Annotated in this window: 19 protein-coding genes and 1 pseudogene; 8 read left to right on the top strand and 12 right to left on the bottom strand. The window is 61.5% G+C overall.

Translation table 11 applies throughout. The features are described 5' to 3' along the window. Window positions 1-26: 26 nt before the first annotated feature. From BEN47_RS04700 to aspA, 5 genes are all read right to left on the bottom strand, one after another. Window positions 27-1,490 (bottom strand): DNA/RNA non-specific endonuclease, encoded by a 1,464-nt coding sequence (locus BEN47_RS04700; RefSeq protein WP_070725615.1) that lies wholly within the window; start codon window positions 1,488-1,490, stop codon window positions 27-29. 175 nt (window positions 1,491-1,665) lie between these two features. Beyond that, the gene (locus BEN47_RS04695; protein ID WP_070725614.1) at window positions 1,666-3,264 is read right to left on the bottom strand and encodes a protein adenylyltransferase SelO; all 1,599 of its coding nucleotides are present in this window, start codon (window positions 3,262-3,264) and stop codon (window positions 1,666-1,668) included. 230 nt (window positions 3,265-3,494) lie between these two features. Continuing rightward, window positions 3,495-5,330 carry an SWIM zinc finger family protein gene (locus BEN47_RS04690; protein WP_070725612.1) on the bottom strand — a complete coding sequence of 612 codons (1,836 nt, stop codon included), beginning with the start codon at window positions 5,328-5,330 and terminating at the stop codon, window positions 3,495-3,497. A 114-nt stretch (window positions 5,331-5,444) separates the two neighbouring features. Continuing rightward, window positions 5,445-6,314, bottom strand: coding sequence for an alpha/beta hydrolase (locus BEN47_RS04685; RefSeq protein WP_070725867.1), 870 nt, complete (start codon window positions 6,312-6,314; stop codon window positions 5,445-5,447). A 188-nt stretch (window positions 6,315-6,502) separates the two neighbouring features. Continuing rightward, complete coding sequence (aspA, locus tag BEN47_RS04680) at window positions 6,503-7,909, bottom strand: aspartate ammonia-lyase (protein WP_070725610.1); 1,407 nt, start codon at window positions 7,907-7,909, stop codon at window positions 6,503-6,505. A gap of 169 nt (window positions 7,910-8,078) precedes the next feature. Between aspA and BEN47_RS04675 the strand changes: the two genes are divergently transcribed. Both BEN47_RS04675 and BEN47_RS04670 read left to right on the top strand, forming a co-directional pair. Then, entirely contained in the window at window positions 8,079-9,836 is a 1,758-nt protein-coding gene (locus BEN47_RS04675; RefSeq protein WP_070725608.1) for a DUF885 domain-containing protein, read from the top strand. A gap of 231 nt (window positions 9,837-10,067) precedes the next feature. Next, window positions 10,068-10,835 (top strand): YdcF family protein, encoded by a 768-nt coding sequence (locus BEN47_RS04670; RefSeq protein ID WP_070725606.1) that lies wholly within the window; start codon window positions 10,068-10,070, stop codon window positions 10,833-10,835. A gap of 11 nt (window positions 10,836-10,846) precedes the next feature. On the opposite strand, the gene BEN47_RS04665 is transcribed toward BEN47_RS04670, so the two are convergent. Then, window positions 10,847-12,241 (bottom strand): NAD-dependent succinate-semialdehyde dehydrogenase, encoded by a 1,395-nt coding sequence (locus tag BEN47_RS04665; protein ID WP_070725605.1) that lies wholly within the window; start codon window positions 12,239-12,241, stop codon window positions 10,847-10,849. A 242-nt stretch (window positions 12,242-12,483) separates the two neighbouring features. Here BEN47_RS04665 and BEN47_RS04660 point away from each other — a divergent pair, with 242 nt between their 5' ends. The 4 genes from BEN47_RS04660 (at window position 12,484) to BEN47_RS04645 (ending at window position 15,872) form a co-directional block, all read left to right on the top strand. Further along, entirely contained in the window at window positions 12,484-13,044 is a 561-nt protein-coding gene (locus BEN47_RS04660; RefSeq protein WP_070725603.1) for an RNA polymerase sigma factor, read from the top strand. A gap of 5 nt (window positions 13,045-13,049) precedes the next feature. Then, entirely contained in the window at window positions 13,050-13,967 is a 918-nt protein-coding gene (locus BEN47_RS04655; protein WP_070725601.1) for an anti-sigma factor, read from the top strand. Window positions 13,968-14,278: 311 nt separating this feature from the next. After that, entirely contained in the window at window positions 14,279-14,815 is a 537-nt protein-coding gene (locus BEN47_RS04650; RefSeq protein ID WP_083322118.1) for a rhodanese-like domain-containing protein, read from the top strand. Between the two features lie 163 nt (window positions 14,816-14,978). Beyond that, window positions 14,979-15,872, top strand: a complete 894-nt coding sequence (locus tag BEN47_RS04645) for a hypothetical protein (protein WP_094123002.1) — start codon at window positions 14,979-14,981, stop codon at window positions 15,870-15,872. Here BEN47_RS04645 and BEN47_RS04640 read toward each other — a convergent pair. Both BEN47_RS04640 and BEN47_RS04635 read right to left on the bottom strand, forming a co-directional pair. Continuing rightward, entirely contained in the window at window positions 15,869-17,239 is a 1,371-nt protein-coding gene (locus tag BEN47_RS04640; protein ID WP_070725596.1) for an MptA/MptB family glycosyltransferase, read from the bottom strand. The genes BEN47_RS04645 and BEN47_RS04640 overlap by 4 nt on opposite strands. A gap of 217 nt (window positions 17,240-17,456) precedes the next feature. After that, window positions 17,457-18,154, bottom strand: a pseudogene (locus BEN47_RS04635) (glycosyltransferase family 2 protein). Between the two features lie 136 nt (window positions 18,155-18,290). On the opposite strand from BEN47_RS04635, the gene BEN47_RS04630 reads away from it, so the two are divergent. Beyond that, on the top strand, window positions 18,291-18,746 hold the full coding sequence (locus BEN47_RS04630) for a peroxiredoxin (RefSeq protein WP_204378278.1): 456 nt from the start codon (window positions 18,291-18,293) through the stop codon (window positions 18,744-18,746). A gap of 113 nt (window positions 18,747-18,859) precedes the next feature. Then, complete coding sequence (locus BEN47_RS04625; protein ID WP_158010853.1) at window positions 18,860-19,399, top strand: hypothetical protein; 540 nt, start codon at window positions 18,860-18,862, stop codon at window positions 19,397-19,399. Between the two features lie 42 nt (window positions 19,400-19,441). Here the strand turns inward: BEN47_RS04625 and BEN47_RS04620 are convergent, their stop codons facing one another. From BEN47_RS04620 to BEN47_RS04605, 4 genes are all read right to left on the bottom strand, one after another. Continuing rightward, window positions 19,442-20,008: a hypothetical protein gene (locus BEN47_RS04620; protein ID WP_070725592.1), complete on the bottom strand. Its 567-nt coding sequence runs from the start codon at window positions 20,006-20,008 to the stop codon at window positions 19,442-19,444. A gap of 4 nt (window positions 20,009-20,012) precedes the next feature. Next, window positions 20,013-21,239 (bottom strand): 4Fe-4S binding protein, encoded by a 1,227-nt coding sequence (locus BEN47_RS04615; protein ID WP_070725590.1) that lies wholly within the window; start codon window positions 21,237-21,239, stop codon window positions 20,013-20,015. Between the two features lie 271 nt (window positions 21,240-21,510). Continuing rightward, on the bottom strand, window positions 21,511-21,741 hold the full coding sequence (locus tag BEN47_RS04610) for a hypothetical protein (protein WP_070725588.1): 231 nt from the start codon (window positions 21,739-21,741) through the stop codon (window positions 21,511-21,513). Between the two features lie 53 nt (window positions 21,742-21,794). Then, on the bottom strand, window positions 21,795-23,678 hold the full coding sequence (locus BEN47_RS04605) for a gamma-glutamyltransferase family protein (RefSeq protein WP_070725860.1): 1,884 nt from the start codon (window positions 23,676-23,678) through the stop codon (window positions 21,795-21,797). Between the last annotated feature and the right edge of the window lie 182 nt (window positions 23,679-23,860).

Genomic DNA, 23,860 nt, shown 5'->3' with positions numbered 1-23,860 from the left:
CGCGTCTGCGTGACATCAGGAGTTTGTTACCGCGCCTGGCCGCTGTCCACCAGTTTTTGCAGGCGGGCTTGCGCATCGCGGGGTAGGGCGCTGAGCAAATCCAGTCCGGTGGCGGCTTCTATTTTGTCGACGGAAGTTAGGTACGGGCGCCAGCCCGGGTTGATGGCGTTGTCGTTGGGCGTGTCGATGGCCAGCACGCGCACGTTGGGGTCGGTGCTGATGCGCTGGAGGTCGTTCTGGCCTTCGGGCAGGATAACCAGGACTTTCCAGATGCGGGCGGGGACGGTGACGCGGCCCTGGTCCAGGGTTTGGGCGAAGCCGTTGGCGCCGGTGCCACCGCGGCCGTAGCTGCCCATGATGATGTAGATTTCCTGGCCGCGCTGCACTTGGGCGCGGCCGTATTCTTCGAGCTGGGCCCAGGCCTGCTGGTTGTTGCGCGGGGCCTGGGGCACCATGTTGGTCATGAGAAAGGTGGCCGAATTGGCGTCGAGGTCGGCGGTGCGGTCGCCGCTGGGGCAGTTGTGGCCTTTGTCGAACCCGGAGCGGCTGTAGCTGCCGGCCGTAACCTGGTAGAACTGCCGGGGCAGGGCTGGGTCGGGGCGGAAGTTGTTCTGGCGGGGCGCTTTGCCGATGTCGGCCCGGCCCAGGTGCCAGCTGACCCAGGTGGGGATGCCGCGCCCGGCGTGGTACCCAAGGGTAAATTCGGGGTGGACCACCAGGTAGTTGGAGGCGTTGGCGGGGTCGGAGGTGGCGCCGCTGGGGTTGCCTAGCGCGAGGTTCTCCCCAGAAGTGCTGGACGCTTGGGTTCCAGCAGGGGCCGGGCCGGGGCTGGGCGGCGTGGAGGGGCGCGGGGCCCCGGTGCCGGGCTGCGGAGTGTCGCGGTTCTCGAAATAGCCGCCGCTGACGCCCGTGCCAGTGGCTACGGCGGAGCCGGAGGCGGTTTCGAGCGTGATGTCGTCGATGTTGAGGCGGGCGTTCTGGCCGCTGGTTTTGCGGATTTCGAGCCGGATGGGCTGGTTGGCGATGCCCTCAAAGACGTGCGGCACCAGCCGGGAGCCGCGCGTTTCGATGCGCTGGCCGGTTTGCGCGTAGCTGCGGCCGCCGTCGCGGCTCAGCCACAGCTCCCAAGTGCTGGGGTCGTCCTGGCCGTAGGCCGCCGCGCTAATGGTGATGCGCCGCACGCCGGCCGGCACGTCAAACTTCATGGCAATGCGGCCCAGGTTGTGCAGGCGGGCGGCGCGCTCGCCTTTTTTGTGGTCCTGCGGACTATTGCCAATCAAGGCCTCAGCAAAACTCCAGGTACCGGTGGCCAGGAGCTCGTCGGCTTCGGCGTAAGCGCCCTTGCTGCCGGTTTCGAACGTTTCAGGGAAGGAGAAGGCCCCCTGTGCGGGCTGCTGCTGGGGAAGCGCCTGGATGGTGGCGTTTTCGGCAGTTTGCTGCGAGCACGCTAACAGGCCAAATGCGATGAGGAGCAGTGAGGGACGATACATGGGGCGAAGATATGCTGCCAGCCAGCGCTCTGGTTTGCGCTGCCATGCACGTTCTGTCATGCTGAGCGGAGCAAAGCATCCTCTCACGGCCCAACGAGCTGTTCACCGGTGAGGGGATGCTTCGCTCCACTCAGCACGACAGGCGGTTGTTCTGCGCCGGACCAGCACATGCTGCCTATGAGCTACACGACAGCGTAGCGCAGCCGGGCATGTCCCAGGCCCAATCGGGCCGTTTGGCGGCCAGCTCCTCGTGTTCTGGCTGCTCGTCAAAAGGCTTTTTCAATACCTCAAGCAGCGTTTGCAGGTACGTGAGGTCGCCTTTTTCGGCGGCTTCAATGGCCTTTTGTGCAATGTAGTTCCGCAGCACATACTTGGGATTGGCGGCCAGCATGCTGGTTTTGATGGCTTCCGGGGTACTGGTTTCCTGGCTCAGGCGGGGCAGGTAGCGGCGCAGCCAGTCAAGCAGCGGCGTGTGGGTCGGGTTGGGCAGCGGGGTGTAAGCGGCCGCCGCCAGCAGCTCCTGAAGCCGGTCGTGCTCCTGCTTGGGCGCAGCAAGTAGCGTCGGCGCTGTGTGCGAGAGCTGGCGGAAGAACATGGTCATGTCCACTTCAGAAGTGGCCAACGCCTCCAGTAGGCTTTCCGTCAACTTGCTATCGGCTTCAGCGCTGCTGGGGGTGAGGCCCAGTTTGTTCAGTAGTATTTCCTGGCGGGTACGCTCAAACGTGGCCTTATACAAGTCCAGACCGGGGCGCAGCTGCTCAATATTTGGGACCAGCAGCGCGAGGGCCTCGGCCAGGCGGGCGAGGTTCCAGAGGGCTACCTGCGGCTGCTGGCCGAAGGCGTAGCGCCGGTGGCCGAAGTCGGTGGTGTTGGGCGTCCAGGCGAGGTCGTAGGGCTCTAGCCAGCCGTAGGGACCGTAGTCAATGGTGAGGCCCAGAATGGACATGTTGTCGGTGTTCATCACGCCGTGCACAAAGCCCACGCTCATCCAGTGGGCCACCATGAGGGCGGTGCGGCGGCAGATTTCCTCGTACCACTTCACGTAGACTTCGGCCGAAGGAGTACCCAACTCAGGGTAAAAATGGGTGATGACGTAGTCGGCCAGTGCGCGCAGGTTATCCAGCTCACCGGCCGCGGCCATCATCTGGAAATTGCCGAAGCGGACGAACGTGGGCGCCACGCGGCACACAATGGCGCCGGGTTCGGCCCGGGGGTTGCCGTCGTAAAACATGTCGCGCACCACTACATCGCCGGTGCCGGCCAGGCTCAGGGCCCGGGTGGTGGGCACGCCCAGGTAGTGCATGGCCTCGCTGCACAAAAACTCCCGAATGGAGGAGCGCAGCACGGCCCGGCCATCGGCGCGGCGGGAGTAGGGCGTGGGGCCGGCCCCCTTCAGCTGCAGCTCCCAGCTGCTGCCATCGGTGGCCGGGAGCTCGCCCAGCGAAATGGCCCGCCCATCGCCCAGCTGCCCGGCCCAGTTGCCGAACTGGTGGCCGGCGTAGCGCGCCGCAAACGGTTTCATACTGCCGGTGACCAGGTTGCCGGCCAGCGCGTCCACGGTGGGGCCGCGCTCGGCGGGCTGGGCCAGGCCCAGGAACTCGCCCAGGTCCGCGGACCAGGCCAGTAGGTGCGGGTCGGCCACGGGCGTGGGGTTGATGCGGGAATAGGTGCAGCCGGGTACCTGGCGGGGGCGGGCGTCGGGCGCAATTTCACCACGCAACTCGTCGACAAGGGTGTTGGTAAATTGGGCTTCGTGGAGATGTTGGGAAGGCATGGATTTTTAGGAAGCGGGGGTTTGGGAGAAAACGCTATCGGAGGAGGGAGGTTCGGCGCGGGCTGGCGCGCATTACAGACGCGCGCTAGCTCATCAATGCATAACAGCAGTTTAAGTTCTGCGTCTTGAAATTCAATAGCTCGAAACCTATGTGTGGCGTCTCCGCATAACTTGGAGAAGTCGTCCGGGCACGGGTCAGCCACGCGAACTACAACGTTCGCGCTACTGCGCTACTTTCCGCGCCGCCCTTTGGGCTTTGCTTTCTCCGGCGGTAGCTCCGCCGGGGGCAGCAGGTCCGCCAGGCGCAGCGCGTCGCGCAGGCCGTGCAAGGTGCGGAATTCCTCGCGCAACTCACCGGCCAGGCGCAGCACGGGTTCGGTGAGGCGGGGGGCGGCGTGGCGCGTGGTGGCCAGCCAACTGGCCAGGCGCTGGTAGAGAACGTGGCCGCGCTTGGCGTTGGCGCGGCCGGCCAGGTAGGCGGGCAGGCGGGTTTCCAGCTCCAGCATCAGCGGCAGGGGATTGAGGGCAGCGAGGCGGGCTAAGGCGCGTTCCATCTCATCGGGGCGGCTCACGTTCAGCCATTCCAGCCCCAGTACGAATTTGCGCAGGGAGTTGGTGTCGGCTTGCTGGGCCAGCAGGTCGGCGGCAAAGGCTACGCCGTGGTGGCTGGCGCGGGCGCGGTCCACGGCGGCCTGCACAAAGCCCGCCACTTCAGCCGCGCTCAGCAGCGGGCCCAGCAGGGCGAAGTCGGGGAGGCTGTGGTTGGCCAGGGCGCGGTGGCGCAGGGCGGCGCGGTAGAGGGCAGGGGCGGTTTCGGGGGTAAAGATGTCGAGCACGAAGCCGCCGAAGCGGTCGGGCCAGGTGGCAAATGCTTTTTCGGCAGTGCGCAGTCGGGCAGCACCTTCGCCTTTGCTGTGGTAGAAATACAGGAGCTGCTGGGCGACGGTGGCATCGGTGGGGAGCAGGGTTGCGGCGGCGGCGGCCCAAGCAGCCTCGTCGGGGAGGGTGCGGGCGGTTTGCAGGGTCAGGCGGGTGCGGGCTTCGGGGCTGAGCTTGGCGTTTTGGAGGGCATCGGCGAGCTGGGGGGCGGCGCTGGCATCGGCGGCGAAGGCCAGCAGCAGGGGCAGCCAGCTTCCCTCAAAATTAGTCCACTGGCCGGGCGGGCTGGCCAGGTACTCGCCCAGCCAGCGCAGGGCGGCGGCAAGCTCGGTGGGTGGCAGCACGGCGGCCAGCAGCACCTGGGGCCAGCCGGCGGCTTGCAGGTCCGTTTCCCAGCGTTCGAGCACGTCGGTGCCGTAGTCGCCGAAGATGCCAAAGTCATCAAGCGCCGGCTCTTCGACCTGAAAAATAGCCAGGCTGGCCGTGGCCCAGTAGCGCAGCGCCAGCACGAGCTGCCCGGCGCGGGCCAGGCCCAGTAGCTCCCGCACGAAGAGTTCCAGCTCGGTACTGATTTCCTCCAGCCCGGCGGTGTAGAGGCTGTCGCTCTCGTCGTAGGCATCGTATGCCTGGCTTTGCTCCCAGAAATCCTCATCAAACACCAAAGCGCTGAGCGTGTCGGTGAGGCGTTCGGCCAGGGTGTCGAGCAGGTCGGCGGCGGTAGTGACGGCGGGCGCGGCGGTCGGAACCGAGGCCGCGCCAAAAGCCAGAAACTGCCGGGCCAAATCGTCGCTTTTGGCCAAGGCCTGGTGCAGAAAACGCAGCTTGTCGGCTTCGGGGCGGTCGGCCCACGCGGCGGCCAGAGCCGGCGCGTGGGCATTGGCGGCGGCGGTTTCGGCGGCAGCGGCGGCGGGCAGGGAGGCACCGTACTTATCCAGAATGGCCAGCCCCAGCGCCACGCAGTGCTTGCAGATGCCCTCGAAATCATACGGGCAGTCGCAGCTGAATTCCACGTCGCCGCTGGCCAGCCAGGCCATCGTGTTGTAGGAGTAGGTGCCTTTCACGCGGGCCAGAAAGCGCGTGGGGCCGGGGCGTTCCAGCTTTTTCACCGCTCCGGCCTCGTACAGGTCCTGGCCCCGGTCAAACACTTTATCGGAAGCGAGGCGGCGCAGGGTCTGGCGGGTGAACATGGGCTGTGGAATAGTTGCTGGCTGGTAGATGATGGTTGTTGGTTTTCGGTGCGCAATGAATCGATTAACTACCAACCGACAACTAACAATCAGTGACTTAGGTACCGCAAGCTGCTATAGCACCACGGCCCCGTTGGCTTTAAGTACCTGATGTAAAAACAGCACCTGATAGGGCAGCGCGTTTTGCCAGTAGTCCCAGGTGTGGGTACCGGGGCGCTCGGTGTAGTCGTGCGGGGTGTGGTTATAGAGCAGCCGGCGATGCACTTCGCGGTTGATTTCGAGGAGGCCATCGTCTACGCCGCAGTCAATGATGAGGGGCAGGCCGTTGCAATGCATCAGGTCCACCAGGTTCACCACCGAATTGGCCGTGAAGCGTTCGGGATTGGCGGTTTCGGAGCCGAGAACGGGCGCCCAGAGCTGGGCGCGCTGGGCCGCGGCTTCGGGCGTAAGGTTGCGGTTTTTGGACTGCAAATCCAGGGCGCCGCTCATGCTGCCCGCGGCGCTGTACAAGTCGGGTTGGCGGGCCGAGAGGTAGAGCGCGCCGTGCCCGCCCATCGAGAGGCCCGTGATAACGCGGCCTTTGCGGTCGCGGACGGTGCGGTACGTCTGGTCGATTTTAGGAATCACCTCCCTGGTCAGGTAGGTTTCGAATTGGCTGCCGGGGTTCACGGGACTGTCGAGGTAGAAGGCGAAGGTTTCGCCCTCGGGCAGCACGATAATCAGGTTGTACTGGTCGGCCAGGCGGTGCACCAGCTGTTTATCGGGTGTGTTTTTCAGCCAATCGGAAAAGTGGCCGTAGGCGCCGTGCAGAAGGTAGAGCACGGGGTAGCTGGCCTTTTTGTTTTTGGCGTAGGAAGCGGGCAAAACCACGGCGGCCCGGTAGGTCTTGTTCATGGCCGCGCTGGGGATGGCCAGGGTATCTACTTTGACGGCCGACGCAGTGAGGGCTGTGGCGAGGAGAAAGAGGCTGAGGATGAGACGCATGAGCGGAGTTTTGGGGTTTTGAACAAGCGTCAACCTCACCCCCTAACCCCCTCTCCAAAAAAGAGGGGCACCGGACGAAAAAGTAGTCGCACAACAAAAACAATGATAGCAAAACCTCCCGTTAGCAGCCGAACCGGTGCCCCCTCTCTTTTGGAGAGGGGGTCAGGGGGTGAGATGAGCCGGCGGCATTATTGAATAAACACCGGCCGAATCAAATTCTCGAACGTGAAAATCTCGTCCCACTTTTCCTGCGTCAGGAGCCCGCGCTCCTTCACGGCGATGTCGTGCACGGTTTTGCCGGTGGCCAGGGCTTCCTTCGCAATGCCGGCCGCTGCCTCGTAGCCGATAACGGGGTTGAGCTGGGTGACGATGCCGATGCTGTTGCGCACCAGTTGCTCGGCGTGGGCCACGTTGGCGGTGATGCCCACCACGCATTTGTCGCGCAGGGTGCGGCAGGCGTTTGTCATGTAGCTGATGCTGGTGAATAGGGCGAAGCTGATAACCGGCTCCATCACGTTGAGCTGCAGCTGGCCGGCTTCGGCGGCCATGGTCACCGTGAGGTCGGCTCCGATGACGTAGAAGGCCGTCTGGTTCACTACTTCCGGAATCACGGGGTTCACCTTGCCGGGCATGATGCTGGAGCCGGGCTGCAGGGCGGGCAGGTTGATTTCGTTGATGCCGGTGCGCGGGCCAGAGGAGAGCAGGCGCAGGTCGTTGCAGATTTTGGAGAGCTTCACGGCCGTGCGCTTGAGCACGCCGGAAAGCTGCACGTAAGCGCCGGTGTCGTAGGTGGCTTCGAAGAGGTCGCCAGCCAGCACCAGGTTCAGGCCCGTGATGGTGCGCAGGTGCTCGGTCACGAGTTCGGGGTAGCCGGCGGGCGAGTTCACGCGCGAGCCGATGGCAGTAGCCCCCATGTTGATTTCGTTGATGAGGCGCCGCGAGTCATCGATGCGCAGCAGCTCCTCGCGCAGGTTAGTGGCGAAGGCCCGGAACTCGTCGCCCATGCTCATGGGCACGGCGTCCTGGAGCTGGGTGCGGCCCATTTTAAGCACGTTGCGAAATTCTTCGCCCTTGGCCGCGAAGGCATCGGCCAGCAGGCCCAGGGTTTCGCGGTAGCCCACCAGCTTGTTGTTGAGGGCAATGCGGAAGGCCGTGGGGTAGGCGTCGTTGGTGCTTTGCGAGCAGTTGACGTGGTTGTTGGGGTGGCAGAAATCGTACTCGCCCTTCTGGTGGCCCATTATTTCGAGCGCCACGTTGGCAATGACTTCGTTGGCGTTCATGTTCACCGACGTGCCGGCGCCGCCCTGAATCATGTCGGTCAGGAACTGGTCATTGAACTCCCCGGCGGCCACCCGGTCGCAGGCGGCGGCAATGGCCTCGGCGATGGGCGCGGGTAGTACGCCCAGCTCCTTATTGGCCAGGGCAGCGCCTTTTTTCACGTACGCCAGCGCCTGCACAAACAGCGGCTCCGTGTTGATGGGAATGCCGGTGATGGAGAAGTTCTCGAGGGCGCGCAGCGTCTGGATGCCGTAATAGGCCGAGTCCGGCAGCTGGCGTTCGCCTAAAAAATCGTGTTCGGTGCGGGAAGGGTTCATGGAATGGGAGTGGGTGGGAGGACGGGGCTTGTAGGGGTGAGGCGGCGACGGCCGCCAAGAAACAAACCTACTGCCGAGTGCCGCAACGTATCGCATTTGCGCTGTTCCTTTACGGCACCTGCCTGCTGGGCAAGGCCCCCGTAACGCCGCTATTTCCCTTCTCCCCCCGATGAAATTTACTTACCTGCCCTTGCTGGCGCTGGCCGTGGCCGGCTGCTCGCCGGCCACCAAATCCGGTGCCGACGCCTCTGCGGGCGCCGATGTCCGGTTCGACGCGTTCAAAGGCAGCTTTATTGAAGCGCTGTGGAAGCAAAACCCGGAGTACGCCTCCAGCCAGGGCTACCACAAATACGACTCGCTGCTGGTGATTCCCAACGCCGCCCAGCGCCAGAGCGACGCCGCTTTTGCGCAGAAATACCTGGCCGCCATGGGCGCCTTTTCCCTCGACAGCCTTTCGCCCAACAACCAGATTGACCTGCGCCTGCTGCGCAACGAGCTGCGCGCCAGCCGTTGGTACGCCGACACGCTCAAAAACTGGCAGTGGAACCCCGCCAGCTACAACTTGGGCGCCTCGGTGGGCGACCTGCTCAACGGCCGCTACTACCCGCTGGACCGCCGCCTGCGCAACATCTCCGACAAAATCAGCCACGCGGCCGACTACTACGCGGCCGCCAAAGCCAACCTGAGCACGCCCACCCGCGAGCACACAGAGCTGGCCATCAAGCAAAACGCTGGCGGGCTGGCCGTGTTCGGCGCCGCCCTGGCCGATTCGGTGCGCAAGTCCGGGCTGAGCGAGGCGGAGAAAAAGACGTTTGCTGACCGCGTGGCCGCTACCCGCGCCGCCGTGCAAGGCTACATGGACCACCTGAAAACCACCGTGCTGCCGACCGGCAAGTTCCGCTCGTTCCGCATCGGCAAAACGCTCTACGACCAGAAATTTGCTTACGACATTCAGTCGCACTTCACGGCTACCGAGATATACGAGCAGGCCCTAACGCACAAAACCGAGCTGCTGCACGACATGGGCCGCCGCGCTGCCCGCCTCTACCCTAAGTATTTCCCGGAGCAGGCCGCGCCCAAAGACACCCTGGCCCTGATTACGGCCGTTATCAACCAACTCACCCTGAAACACGCCCCGCGCGAAGGCTTCGTGGATGCCGTGAAGCGCCAGATTCCCACGCTGGTGGCCTTTGTTAACGATAAAAAGCTGCTCACCCAAGACCCCAGCAAGCCGCTGGTGGTGCGCGAAACCCCGCTCTATATGCGCGGCAGCGGCGCGGGTGCCAGCGTATCATCGCCCGGCCCCTACGACACCGGCGCCAACACCTACTACAACGTGGAGCCCATCCCGGCGGAGTGGACGCCGGCCCAGGCCGAAAGCTACCTGCGCGAATACAACGATTACACCCTTCAGATTCTAAATATTCACGAGGCCATTCCGGGCCACTACACCCAGCTGGTGTACGCCAACCGCTCGCCCTCGCTGGTGAAAAGCATTTTCGGCAACGGCGCCATGATTGAGGGCTGGGCCGTGTACGCTGAGCGCATGATGCTGGAAAACGGCTACGGCAGCAACTCCGACGAAATGTGGCTGCTCTGGGACAAGTGGAACATGCGCGTGACCCTCAACACGGTCATTGACCACATGATACAGGTGGACAACGCCCCCGAAAACGACGTGGTGACGTTGCTGCGCCGCGACGGTTTTCAGGAAGAAGCCGAAGCGCGGGGGAAGTGGCTGCGCGCCACCCTCAGTCAGGTGCAGCTCAGCAGCTACTTCACCGGCTACACCGAAATCTACGCTCTGCGAGAAGAGCTGAAGAAAAACCAGGGCAAGGAATTTGACCTGAAAACCTTCCACGAAAAGTTTCTCAGCTATGGCAGCGCCCCGGTGAAATACATCCGGGAATTGATGCTGGCGAAGTAGGAGGTGAGGGTTAACTAAGCGCGAAAATTCAATGCCGCACGTCATGCTGAGCGCAGTCGAAGCATCTTTACCGCTATAGTAAACCTGATTACTTGCGCTGTAGAGATGCTTCGACTGCGCTCAGCATGACGTTCTTTTTGTTTCGGTTACTTCTGTTTGACTCCTTAGAAAAAGCTCAAAATACCAAACCGTAACAATCTGCCGAAGCAGTTTCCCCTCAAAACACTTCCTTTGTTCTTCCTGCTCTCTAAAGTCCTTGACTTCGTTTTATTGCCTACGGTGTGGCTGCTGGTGCTGCTGGTAGCCGCCCTGGTTGCTCGGCAGCCGCGCCGGAAGCGGCAGTGGCTAGTGGCCGCGCTGGCTGTTTTTGTGCTCAGCACCAACACCGCGTTGGTAAACGAAGGTATTCTGGCCTGGGAGCGCCCACCCGTGCCCTTGTCCGCATTGCCCGCGCAGGCCGACGCCGCCGTGCTGCTCACGGGCATCACCGGCGTCAACAAATCGCCGCACGACCGGGTGTATCTGGGCCAGGGCGCCGACCGCCTCACCCACGCCCTGTGGCTGTACCGCGCCGGCCGCGTCCGGCGCATCATCATCTCCGGCGGCTCGGGCGCAATCCTCCGCAAAGCCCATACCGAAGCCGACGACCTGGCCACGTTGCTCCGCCTGGCCGGCGTGCCGGCCCGCGACCTGCTCATAGAGGAACAGAGCCGCAATACCCACGAAAACGCGCTCCACACCAAGGCGCTTCTGGCGAAACACCCCGATGTAAAGTCGCTGGTGCTGGTTACGTCCGCGTTTCATCAACGGCGGGCCATGGGCTGTTTTGAGAAAGTAGGGTTGCGTCCCGTTGCCTTTCCCGCCGGCTACCGCAGCAGCGACCGGCTCGCAACCCCCGACTACTGGCTGCTGCCCAGTCCCGGCGCAATGCAGGAATTGGGCGTGCTGGTGCACGAAATAGCAGGGTGGCTGACGTACCGGCTTCTGGGCTATCTGTAGCAGTTGCCGGGCTACTCCGTTTTCGCTGCCGGAGCAGCTCCTTCACCAATCCAGATGGATTTCTGGTTCACAAATTCGCGGATGCCCAGGTAGGAAAGCTCCCGTCCGTAACCGGACTTTTTCACGCCGCCGAAGGGTAATTCCGGCATCGATTTTACCAGGCCGTTGACGAAGACGGCGCCGCTCTCGATTTGCCGGGCCATGGCTTCGCCTTTTTTGGGGTCGGAAGTCCACACGCCCGCGCCCAGGCCAAAGCGCGAGTCGTTGGCCAACCGCACGGCGTCGGCCGCGTTTTTGGCTTCCAGCACCAAGGCCACGGGCCCGAAAAGCTCCTCGGCGTAGGCCCGCTGGCCGGGCTTGATGTTCGACAAAATAACGGGCCGGAACAGGGCGGTGCCGGGCTTGGCCTGGCCGCCAAACAGCTCCACTTTCGCGCCGGCGGCCACCGAGTCTTCCACTTGCTGGGTGAGTTCGTCGGCCAGGTCGGGGCGGGCCATGGGGCCGTATTGCGTGGCGTCGTCCAGGGGGTCGCCGGGGCGCATGGCCAGCAGGTGGGTTTTTAGCTGATTAATAAACTCTTTAATGACCGGCTTCTCCACAATGAAACGCTTGGCGGCAATGCAGCTCTGGCCACTGTTCAGCATGCGGGACTGGGCGGCCGTTTTAGCGGCCAGGGCCACGTTGGCATCGGCCAGCACAATAAAGGCATCGGAACCGCCCAACTCCAGCACGGTCTTTTTAATCTGAGCGCCGGCAATGGCTGCCACCGAGGCGCCCGCGCCCTCGCTGCCCGTGAGCGTCACGGCCCGCACCCGGTCGTCGGTCAGCAGCTTTTCCACCAAATCAGACCCAATGAGCAGGGTGCGAAAACACGTCGCGGGCAGTCCCGCGTCGTGGAAAATTTTCTCCAGCGCCAGCGCGCACTGCGGCACATTCGACGCGTGCTTGAGCAGGCCCACGTTGCCCGCCATCAGGGCCGGGGCAGCAAAGCGCACCACCTGCCACAGCGGGAAGTTCCAGGGCATCACGGCCAGCACCACGCCCAGCGGCTGGTAGCTAATGAAGCTGCGGCTGGCGTCGGTTTTCACCACTTCATCGGCCAGGAAGCCCTCGGCGTGGGTGGCGTAGTACTCGCAGCAGGCGGCGCATTTCAGCACCTCGGCGCGGCCGTCGGTCACGGGCTTGCCCATTTCCAGGGCCATGAGGCGGGCCAACTCGTCCTGACGCTCGCGCAGCAGGCTCGCCGCCCGCCGCATAATGCCGGCGCGGTGGGCAAAGGAGGTAGCTGGCCACGTCGCAACTTCGCGATGCACCTGGCCGAGGATTCGTTCGGTTTTGGCCCAGCTGAAGGACTTGAAGCGACGGAGCACGCGGCCGGTGTGGGGGTTGTATGATTCGATGGGCATGGGAATGAAGAAAATAGCGTGCCCAAGTGGGGCATGGGGCGTTTGAAAGGGAATAAAATGGCAGGCCCTGCCCAGGTAACGAGGCGGCCAGAGTTGCTCCCTTGCTGCAAGGTTCAACTTATGGCGGCGTAGTTCCGTTACGCAATGCCTTACCACATGGTGGCAATTAGGTGCCAGCGCGTATTTTCGTGCACTTACGATAGCACCGGCTTAGGTCCTGTTTCTCACTTTCTGTCACTCCCGTGTCCGATACTTCCCTTATTTCCCTACCACCCGCTGCCGAGGCGGAACTCGTCCGGCGCCTTCAGGCGCGCGACGAATCGGCCATGACGCTGTTCTACGAGCGGTATTCATCGGCGCTCTACGGTGTCATCTTCCGCATCGTGAAGGCCGAAGACGAAGCCGAAGACGTGCTGCAGGAAGCCTTGGTCAAAATCTGGCACGCCTTTGCCAGCTACGACCCGGGCAAGGGGCGGCTCTTCACGTGGGTGCTCAACATTTGCCGAAATCTTAGCATCGATAAAATCCGTTCGCGGCAGCACCGCGTAGGTGCTCGTACTCAGGGACTGGAGGATAGTCTGACGGCGCAGCGTCAAGCCGCGCCCACGACCTTCCGCCCGGAGCACATTGGCCTGCAGGAAATTACCCAAAAGCTAATTCCTGAACAGCGTCTGATTATCGACCTGCTCTATTTCGAGGGCTTCACCCAGAGTGAGGTGGCCGAGGAGCTAAACATCCCTCTGGGAACGGTGAAAACCCGGGCCCGCACCGCCATCAAAGTCCTAAGCAAACTTATTCGCTGAATCAAGTGGAAAATATCCAAGAATATATAGAATCCGGTATCCTGGAGCAATACGCTCTCGGAGAACTGTCTTCGGCCGAACAAGCTGCTGTAGAGAACAACGCCGCCAGCCATCCCGAAATCCGAGAGGAACTGCAACAGGTGCAGGCCGCATTAGGTTTTTACGCCGAAGCCCACGCCATTACGCCGCCAGCCGGCATGCGCGAACGAGTACTTGGCAACGTATTGGCCCAGATAGCTACCCCCACCAGCACCCTGCGGGCCGATGTGGACGCCGTGGCGCAAGCCAGCACAGCCACCAGTCAGCCCACGCACGTAGCAACTCAGCCCATGGCTGCTGCCTCCGGCGAAGCCGTGGTACGACCCATGGCGTCGGCGCCCGCAGCCCAGCCGGCCAGCCGCTCGGTGTGGGCCATGGCGGCTTCGGTGGCGCTCATCATGAGCCTCGCTGCCAACGCCCTGTTCTACTCGCGTTGGGTAGAAGCCAGCGACGAAGTAGTGGCCCTGCAAAGCTCCCAGGCCCGTTTCGCCACCACGCAGAACGTGGTGCAGAAGCAGCTCGGCGCCTTACGCGAAGACAACCAGGTCCTGCGCAGCGACGAATTCCGCGCCGTGGCCCTGGCTGGTACCAAAACGTCTCCCTCGGCCCGGGCCAAGGTCCTGTATAACCCCACTACCCGTAAGGTATACGTGGACGTGCGCAGCCTGCCCGCGCTGCCCGCCGGCAAGCAATACCAGCTGTGGGCCCTTGACAACGGCAAACCGGTAGATGCCGGCGTGCTGCTGGCTTCCACGGCCACCGGCGAAGGCATCCAGCAGATGAAAGACATTGCCAGTGCCCAGGCCTTCGCGATGACGGTGGAGCCCATGGGCGGCAGCGTCAGCCCCACGCTGACCACCATGACGGTGGTGGGTACTATTTAAAACAGGACCAGACCAAAAGGCAACTAGTTGGTCTGGAAGGTTATTAAAGACGAATTACCGCTTGCGCGCCCCCCGGCCTGCAAGCGGTAATTTTGTTTCTAGTGCCTATTTGACCCTTTGCACGGTTCCATTGTTACGCTAGTGGAGCGGTGTTTGAATTGGAGGATTGGTGCGAACAGCTACTCCTTCCTACATTACAGATAGCCCTCCAGATACAATAAAACCGGCTGTTTTTGGATAAATACGAGGATTTAATCCACCCGAATTAACCAAGCTTTGCAATTCGCAGTGGCTTTATCATTACTCACATCATGGCCTTAAAACGCGTCTTCCTGGCCTATATCGGCATCTGCATAGGTTCGCTGACAGCCTGTGGCCAAACCGAGCCCGGCAAAGCGGCCGGCCCCAGCCCCAACTACGACCGGCTCCTGCGGACCCTGTACCGCAACACCGTACCCACGGTAATGCCGGCTGCTTTGGCTAAGGAATTGCGCCAGCCGGGCCAGGTGCTGCTCCTCGATTCGCGCACGCCGGTGGAGTTCAAGGTGAGCCACTTGCGCGGGGCCCGCTTCGTGCATTTCGATTCGATAGCGAACGAGAAATTCGAAGGCATCGACCGCCGCCGACCCGTGGTGGTGTACTGCTCCGTGGGCTACCGCAGCGAGCGACTGGGCGAAAGACTGCACGCCTTGGGCTTCAAACAGGTGCGCAACCTCTACGGCGGGTTGTTTGAATGGGTGAACGAGGGCTATCCGGTGTATAATGCGCAGGGCCCAACCAAAAACATCCATCCGTATTCGGTGCTGTGGAGCCCCTGGCTGCAGCAGGGGAACAAGGTCTACAAATAACCTTTGCAGTTCTTCGAGAGGCGGGTTGGAGGCGAAGTTAAGAGCGTAAAAAAAGGAAGGGCCAAAAACCGGAGCGCTTCCTTTTTTCGTAAGCAGGCCTGCTGTCGGCTCCGTGGTTGCGGGAGCTGGCGGCGGGCTTTTGCGCGTTCACCTTCTGTTTTTTATGCCTCCGATACCCGTTCGATACAGATTGTTGGTGTTGGGGCTGAGCCTGTGGCTGGCCGGTTGTGACGCGCGCAGCGAGCAGAAACCGGAAAGACACACTCCCGCCGCCGACCGTGCCTTGCAGTCGGTGCTGCCACATTTCAACCAACAATGGGGCCTGCAAAAACTGTGGGAAGACGGCCTGGCCGAGGTAGCTACCTACGAAGCGGAACGCACGGTTTATCAGAAAAAACGGACGTTTGAACTCACGCAGATTACGGTCAAGGAAGAGTTTAACCCACAGTTCAACGTGAAGACCGATGACTACCAGCGGGAAGGCCTGTTTTCGGTAATGAAAATCAACCAGTTCTGCAATATTCCGACCGACCAATACCCGTACCACTACCTGACCTCTTTGTTCTTCCGCTTGGAGCAGCCGGTGTCGCTGTTCAAAACCATGACTTCGTCGCAGGAATGGTGCGGTACTACCTTCAAAACCATTGTTGACGACGGCGTCAACTTCGAACAAGCCTACAATTCGTACTGGGACAACCAGGGCGTGGGCAGCCGTTCTCTGCGCCGCGATGTGCTGCTGGAAGACGCTCTTCCCTACACGCTCCGTAGCCTGTGGTTCGAGCAACTGCCCACTATCGAATTAGTGGTGCTTGACTTGCAGCAAACCAATAAAGTGACGCCCGTGAAATACTACCAGGCCCGGCTTACCACCGCCGAAGCCCGCGCTGGAGATGTTGCCGAATCCGCCTGGCGGGTGGCTTTGCTGCTGGAAGCGGGCAAGGAAAACGTGTATTGGTTTGCCAAAAAATACCCCAACATCCTGCTGCGTCAAACCACCTGGGACGGCCGTAGCCTGCGCCTGAAATCGGCCCGGCGCTACGCCTACTGGCCGCGCTAGGCAGACGCCGGCAACGCGGAAATTTGCTCCGGCTTGCCGCGAAACAACTCAAGCCCCAGCACCCCGAAAGCCACCGCGTATTCCAGCGCCACCAGGCCCAGCTGCTCCTCGTATTGGCTGCTGGTGTACGCCGAGTAGGACAGGATGGCCAGGCCGCCCCATACCAGCGGATATCGAAAACGGGCAAACACACTCAGGGCAATGAGCTGGGTGAGGTACCACGGATGCACCGTGGTGGCGCACGCATAATAGGCCGTGAGCATGAGCAACAGGGTTTGGGGGAGGGCCGCGAGGGTATGCCGACGCTCGCGCCACGCCAGCAGCAGGCCCGTGAAGCCGCTTGCCAGGGCCAGCGCCGGCCCAATGATGGCAATCTGATTGTAGCCCGTGAGCCAGTACCCAACGGCCCGCAGTAGGTAATACAGGCTGGCGTTGAACTCGAAATTGCGGAAATACAACCGCAGGCTGCGGCTGATATTAACCACCAGCTCTACGGACACGAAGGGGCTGAAAAGCAGCGCTAGCGTGCCCACGCTAAGAACTGCGTAAACTGCGGCCACGCGCCACCCCAGCCGGCGCACCAGCAGTGGCAGCGCCAGCAGCGGCAGCAGCTTGGTAGCTACCCCCAGCCCTAGCGCCACCGCCGAAGCCACCCCACGGTGCCGGTTCAGCAGCCACAGGGCCAGCAGCACGAAAAATACCATGATGCCTTCAAAATGCAGGTTGCCGGTTAGTTCAACCACCACCAGCGGGTGCAGTAGGTAGCGCAGGGCCCGTTCCCGCGGCATGCCCCAGGCCGCCAGTAGTGCCAGTAGCAGGCCGGCCGCAATGGCCTCGGCCGCCATAATAAGTACGCGCAATGCGCACACAAAACCCATTTGGGAAGTGGGGAACAGCCACGCGGCGGCCCCAAAAATGTACTGGCAAACCGGGGGGTACAGGGAGTAGTAATGCGGGGAGTTCAGCTGCCGGTATAGCTGCTGCAGCTCCGGGAGGGCCTGGCTGCGGGTGGCGGCATCGGGGATGGCGGTACGGGCCCCGTCGGCGATGATTTCATCGGGCCGAAACCGGAACGGATTGGCGCCGTGGGCCACCAGCATGCCATCCCAGCGGAACCGGTAGACATCGTCGGACAGCGCTGGCAGGGCCGGCAGCCACAGCAGCCGAAACACCAGCGCCGCCCCCACGCCCCAGCGCCAGCCCAGCCCGCTGCGCAGGAGCCACGCATAGGCCAGCATGGCCCCCGCAAACAAGCCCGCCAGCTGCATAAAATGGGTGCGCGGCGTGGCATAAGCCAGCGCCACGTAGGCCCCGGCGGAAAGCAGCAGCGCCGCAACTTGCGAAACGGAAGGAAACGTGACTCGCACAGAACAAACGAAAGTGGGGCGGCCCTAGCGAGCGTGGCGCACCGAGTAGTAGCACACGGCACCAAAGCCTACCGTGCTGAAACAAAAGATGAAACGCAAGTACAGGCCATGCCGGGCCACTAGGATAAGGGGCAGTACGGCCATCAACAGGAACATAAACAGGCCAGCGTAACAACCTAAAATTATCAGGATAAGCGAGGCTCCCGGCCACGCGGGCCTACCAGTACCGGAAAATGGTCCACAAAATCTTGTAGCCGGCCCCCAGTGTGCCCCGTACCGTGCCCGATACCTTGCTGGTGCCGATGCGCTTGCGGTAGCGCACGGGCACTTCCACGGTGCGCAGCCCTGGCGGGCGGCTTTTACCTGCATTTCTACGGTCCAGCCGTAGGTTTTGTCTTCCATGTGCAGGCTGAGCAGGGCAGGGGCGAGGATGGCCCGAAAGGGGCCCAAATCGGTGACCGTGCCGCCGTAGCGCAGGCGCAGCAGCCGTGACGCCAGCCAGTTGCCGAAGCGCTGCTGGGGCAGCAGCGACCCGCGCTCCCGCACCCCCAATGCCCGCGAGCCAATCACCATATCGGCGGCGCCGCTCAATAGCGGCGCCAGCAGCTCGGGCATTTGTTCGGGGTAATCGGAGTGGTCCCCATCGAGAAATACGACGATGTCGGGCTGCTCGGATTGGGGTTTGCCAAAGGCGTAGGCTATGCCCGCCAGGCAAGCGTAGCCGTAGCCGGGGCGGGCCTCGCGCAGCACCGTAGCGCCCGCCGTGCGGGCGGCGGCGCTGGTGCCGTCGGTCGAATTATTATCAACCACAATGACTTCCTCAACGAGGCCGGCCGGTATTTCAGCCAGTACCAGGCCAATAGCATTGGCCTCGTTGTGGGCCGGGATGATGACGTTGATGCGGGGCTGGGACATGAAATTGAAACGCGGAACCGAACCGCAACTACTCAGGAAACCGGACAGCACACGCCTACCGCAGCACAAAGATGCCGCTGCCGCCGTAAAGCAGCGCAGTGCCGCTATCTTGCGGCTGACATTCACGTGCTCTATTATGCTTCAAGTAGGCCAGCCAGCCCCCGATTTTTCGTTGAAAACCACCACCGGAACCACGTTTCGCCTGCGCGACCTGCGCGGCCGACACGTGGTGCTGTATTTCTACCCTAAGGACGACACGCCCGGCTGCACCACCCAGGCCTGCACTTTCCGCGACCAGTACGAGGACTTTAAAGACTTGGGGGCCGAGGTAGTGGGCGTGAGTTCCGACAGCGAGAAGTCGCACCAGAAGTTTACGGCCAAGCACAACCTGCCTTTTGAGCTGCTGGCCGACGAAAACGGTACGGTGCGCAAACTATACGAGGTGCCCCGCGCCATGCTAGGTCTGCTGCCCGGCCGCGTCACGTTTGTGATTGACAAAGACGGCGTAATTCAGTACATCTTCAACTCTCTGACCGGCGCCACCGACCACGTGAGCAAGACCAAGGAGGTGCTGCGGGGCCTGCCTGCGTAAGTCCTGTGAGCTGGGTACGACAGCTTGGTGAACCTGTTAAAGCCGAGATAACAAGATTACTGGAGCTGAAAGCAATGAGAAAATACGTGGTTTTAGCTGCCCTGGTGTTGGGCATGCCCGCATGCGGCCTCTTAGGCAACGAGTGTGGCCGGGCCAACCCCGCCACCTACTACGACGTGCAGGGAATTGAAGCTTTCGTAACCCGTCAGCCAATGGACCAACCGTGGGCCACGGTGGCGCCAAGTGGCATCGTGGCTAGCCGGGAGCTCCGGCTGCGCGTTGGGCTGAAAGAGCGGCATTATTCCGTGGTCCCGGTCCAGGGATTTATGTCAGTCGCCTATGCCTGCTCCCCCGTGCCGGCCGGCAGCCTGGGCTCCGCCGAGCGCATGGATAGCCTCAGTATCACGAGCCTCTACAATTACGATGCGCTGCATCCGGCCGGCACGCCGCTCACCGACTTGCTGGGCGTAGACGGGCGGCCTCAATTTCCGGCACCGTCGCGGCGAAACCCGCTGGAGCCCTTCCGATATGCGGAAATCAGCCTGCTGTCTCCTCCCGTCACGACGGGGCCACAGCAATTTCGCGTATATTACCGCCAGACAAACGGGGAAGTTTACACCACCCAAACCGCGGCTGTTACAGTGGTGCGATAGGTAGGAGCAGGCCCCGTTGCATTGGTTGTAAATTCCGGGATATCAAGTTTTCTCGGGAATCAGCAGCTCTTGAGTTTTCAACCAATTAATGCTTAGCCAGTACTTGCCCATTTGTCCTCGATTGTCCATGTCGGCCATGCCCAACTCGCTTGTAGTAACCTCCGAATCAACGCTCATCCACTGGATTACGAATGATTGCAGTACCACTAGATGCTGAAAATGAGGATTTTGAAATACAAATTCCCAAGTGCTGTAGTACCGTAGCATGGCCACAAGCTCCGTATCAGCTTGGTCGTTGCGTAGCAAATGGTCCAGGTGGGTAAGTACAGCGAGTTCAGCTAGCTCGTCAATATCAGATATGCCGCTGAGGAAAGACGGCTCCGTCAGGCAATACCATTGAATAAACAACGCCCTTTTTACCGCTTCTTGGCTTTGGTCATTATTAAGGAGCTGCGCATAGGCTTGATGAATTGATGAGTATTCATCGTATATCCCTTGGGTTTGGAGTTGTGCGAATATGAATTCTATTGACCCCCTCGCGCCTACAACAATGCGCATAGTTTCTTCTTCCCGAGCAGCAAGCGTGGCAAGAACAGTGGTTGAGCCCATTATTTTAGGAAAGTATCCGCAACGAATCGGCGTGAATCAGTTGCGAGCCCTGGTAGCGGCCTTCTTTAGGGCCGTTCTCCAGGTTGAGCACGCCGCGGGGGCAGGCGGTGCTGCACATGCCGCAGCCCACGCAAGACGCCCGGATAATGGGCTCGCCGCGCTGGGCGTACTGCTGCACGTCGATGCCCATCTCGCATACGTTGGAGCAGTTGCCGCACGAAATGCACTGGCCGCCGTTGGTGCTGATGCGGAAGCGGGAAAAATGTTTCTGGAGCAGGCCCAGGTACGCGGCCATAGGGCAGCCAAACCGGCACCACACCCGGCTGCCCATCAGCGGATAGAAACCCACCCCAATCACGCCCGAGAACACCGAGCCAATGGCGAAGCCGTACCACTGGGCCGCCACCGTGCCGGCCTCACCCAGCAGGGTGCTGCCCGTGGCAAAATGCACCCACAGCAACACCGTGATGAGAACGATGAGGACCAAAATAGTATAAATCAACCGAACTTCCCAGCGCCAGGCGGTGCGGCTTTTGTCGGAAAGGTGGCGGTAGGGGTCGCCGGCGGTTTCGGCCAGGCCGCCACAACCGCACACCCAGGAGCAGTACCAGCGTTTGCCAAAAAAGTAGGTGAGCACCGGGGTTGCTACAAAGGACATCACCGCCCCCCAAAACACCATGAACACCCCCAGGCCACCGTTTTGCACCAGCGAAGTGACCGTGCCGGGAAACAGATAATCCTGCTTCAGCGGCCAGAAATATGAGAAGTAAAACTCCGGTTGCTGGAAAAACTGCAGCAGGCCCGGAATGATGTAGGCAAACCCCAGCTGAAAAAACATCACCGACGCCGTGCGAATCACCTGGTAGCGGGAATGGCGGTACTTCCAGACGGCGCGGCCGCCCATGAGCAGGATGGCCAGCGTGTAGAAGGTGCCGTAGAGAAACCACTGGTCGGCGGGCCGGGCGCGCAGCCACTGGCTGAAACCGTCCAGGGCGTGCACGAGGTTGTTGAGCGGCCCGAAATTACCCTGGCCGTCGTTGCCGCTGTACCAGTACAGCACCACGTAAAAACCGGTAAGCACCAGGCCCGTTACCCACGCCACCGCGCCGCGACCGGTGCTGGCGCGCAGCCACAGGTTGTTCTGCTGTACCCCGGCCGGTGGCCGCCGTATTTCACCCAGCTCCAGGCCAGCGTGCCGCCGCTGACCAGGGCCAGCGCCGCGTAAAACCACGTGTGTTGGCGGCCAGGGTCGCCGTCGGCCAGGGCGAGCACTAGGGCCAACAGGCCCGACGCCACAACGGCTAAGCTCAACTTTTCGGCCGGGGAGGAAGATGGCAGCGGGGGGGAGTTAAGTGTTGGCGACATTTTGGTTGGTCAGGCGGCTGGCAGTTGGCAATGGGGGAAAAAGGGCTGTGCCCGGCACAAGCAGCGCACCCGGGGCAGGGCAAAATCGATGAAAACGGAGCCAGCAGCTCCGCGGTCCGCTCCGGGTACAGGATGGCTTAGTGGTGGTGATGATGGCCCTCGTTGGGCTTGCCAAACAGGTTGATGAGCGTGCCCACAGCGTAGAACGCCACCCAACACACGTATAGCCAGTTGAAGCCCGCGGGCATGGGGCGGCTCACAAAATAGAACAGGATGAGGTGGGCGCCGGCGCTCATCAGCAGGCCCGTGAGGGCGATGAACTGGAAGCTGTTGAGGGCCGAAGGCCGGTATAATTTGGAGTAGTCCACAGAAGGATTAAATAAGAAGTTAAAGTAGAAGATGCGTTAGCTAAAAGACTGACTTACCAGCCAATGCCGTAGTCTTCGCCGTGATTGCTGGAGCCGCCCCAGAGGCTGCCGTGTTTCCAGTCAAAGTAAATGGCGTTGATGGGCCCGCTGGTGCGGTCTTCAAAGCTTAAGGTGTAGCCCATCTTTTTCAGGTCGTCCCGCACCTGGTCTGGCGTGCTTTTATTGAGCAGAATGTGGCCGGGCTTGGGTTTGCGGTCGTCGGTTTTGGAGCCGCCCAGTGAGAGCCACAGCTGGTTGGTGTTGAAGTTGGCGGCCTCGGAAGCCTGTTGCACCGTCATGCCAAATTCTACTACGTTCAGGAAAAACTGTAGCAGGTTCTGGTCCTGGGTGTCGCCGCCCTGCACGGCAAAGGACAGAAAAGGCTTGCCGTCTTTGAGCGCCATGGAGGGCGTCAGGGTCACGCGGGGCCGGCTGCCGGGCGCTACCACGTTAAACGGGTTGAGGGTGGGGTCCAACACAAAGCTTTGCATGCGCTGGCTCATGCCCACGCCGGTGTTGCCCGCCACGCAGGCCGGCAGCCACCCGCCGCTGGGAGTGATGGAGACCACCCAGCCTTCTTTGTCGGCCGCCTCAATGGTGGTGGTGCCCATCCACAGGCGCTCCTGGTACTCGGCGGCCGGGGAGGTGTTGCTGCCCAGGTCGTGGGTGGGGGCAAAGTTTCGTTTGGTGGTATCCATTTCGTAGCCTCGGGCTTTCAGCAAGTCCAGATACGGGTTTTTCTTCCCTTCAAACGGATAAGGGTCGCCGGGGCCAATGCGGGGGGCATTTTTCTGGTACTGAATAAGGCGCGCCCGTTGCTTGGCGTAAGCCTTGCTCAACAGGCCTTTCATGGGTTCTTCGGGGCCGGCATGCGAATCGCCGTAATAAAAATCTCGGTCTGCAAACGAGAGGTTCATGGCCTGGTACACCGTATGAATGTACTTGGTGCTGTTGTAGCCCATGGCCTTCAGGTCGAAGTTTTCCAGAATGTTGAGCCCCTGCAGCAGGACGGGTCCCTGGGTCCATTGCTGCATTTTGTACACGTCTACGCCTTTGTAGTTCACCATCAATGGCGCTTCTTCCAGGGGCTTCCAGCGGGCCAGGTCCTGCATCGTTATCAGCCCGCCTTGTTCGGTCGAACCGCGCACAAACTCCTGGGCAATGTCGCCAGTATAGAACCGGTCGTATGCCGCCATAATGGCCTGTTTGCGGGTTTTGCCTTTTTTGAGGGCCGCTTTTTCCGCGTCAACTAGCTTGGTTAGCGTTTTCAACAGGTCTTTCTGCACAAATATTTCGCCGGCTTCGGGCGCTTCCCGCGTCTGGCCGGGGTGGGTCAGAAACAGTTTTTTGCTGTAAGGCCACTGTTTTAGCAAGTCTTTATTTTTCTCAATGCTATTGGCCGTCTGGGCTTCCATGGGGTAGCCGGCGGCCATTTCCAGGGCCGGGGCCAGCACCTGCTCCAGGCTGAGGGTGCCGTAGTTGGCCAGCATGTGCATGAGTCCGCCGGGGGTACCGGGTGTGGTAGCAGCCAGCGGGCCGTTCTCAGGGGGGAAGTTGTACCCTTTGTTTTTGAAAAACTCGGGCGTAGCGCCGGTAGGGGCCACGCCCATGGCGTTGATGGCAATTACCTTCTTGGTCTTGGGATTGTAAATGAGGGCCTGGGTTTCGCCGCCCCAGCTCAGCACGTCCCACATGGTGCAGGTAGCGGCCAGCATGGCGCAGGCCGCGTCCACCGCGTTGCCCCCTTTTTGAAACGTCATGGCCCCGGCCGTGGCCGCCAGGGGTTTGCCGGTTATCGCCATCCAGTGCTTGCCGTGCAGAGGCGGCTTCTGGGTCTGTTGAGCTGCGCCGGGCAATGAAAAGACCAGCTGGGCCAGAACGATATACAGAAGTTTCATGACGTGGAAGCTTGTGAAGTTGTGGATGGGGTATTCAGGACCTCGGTTGGGGAGCTTGAGAATGGCATTGCCCACACCAGGGCAATGCCTCTAAACAAACAACTGACGGGCAACTGCCACTGGGCGGGTGGTTCGCCCTGCAAAAACTCTAAAAAAATCACGGCTAAACAGCTGTAAATAAA

It is taken from the genome of Hymenobacter lapidarius (assembly GCF_001816145.1).
Lineage (GTDB): Bacteria > Bacteroidota > Bacteroidia > Cytophagales > Hymenobacteraceae > Hymenobacter > Hymenobacter lapidarius.
This window is presented reverse-complemented; position numbering and strand designations above follow the sequence as displayed.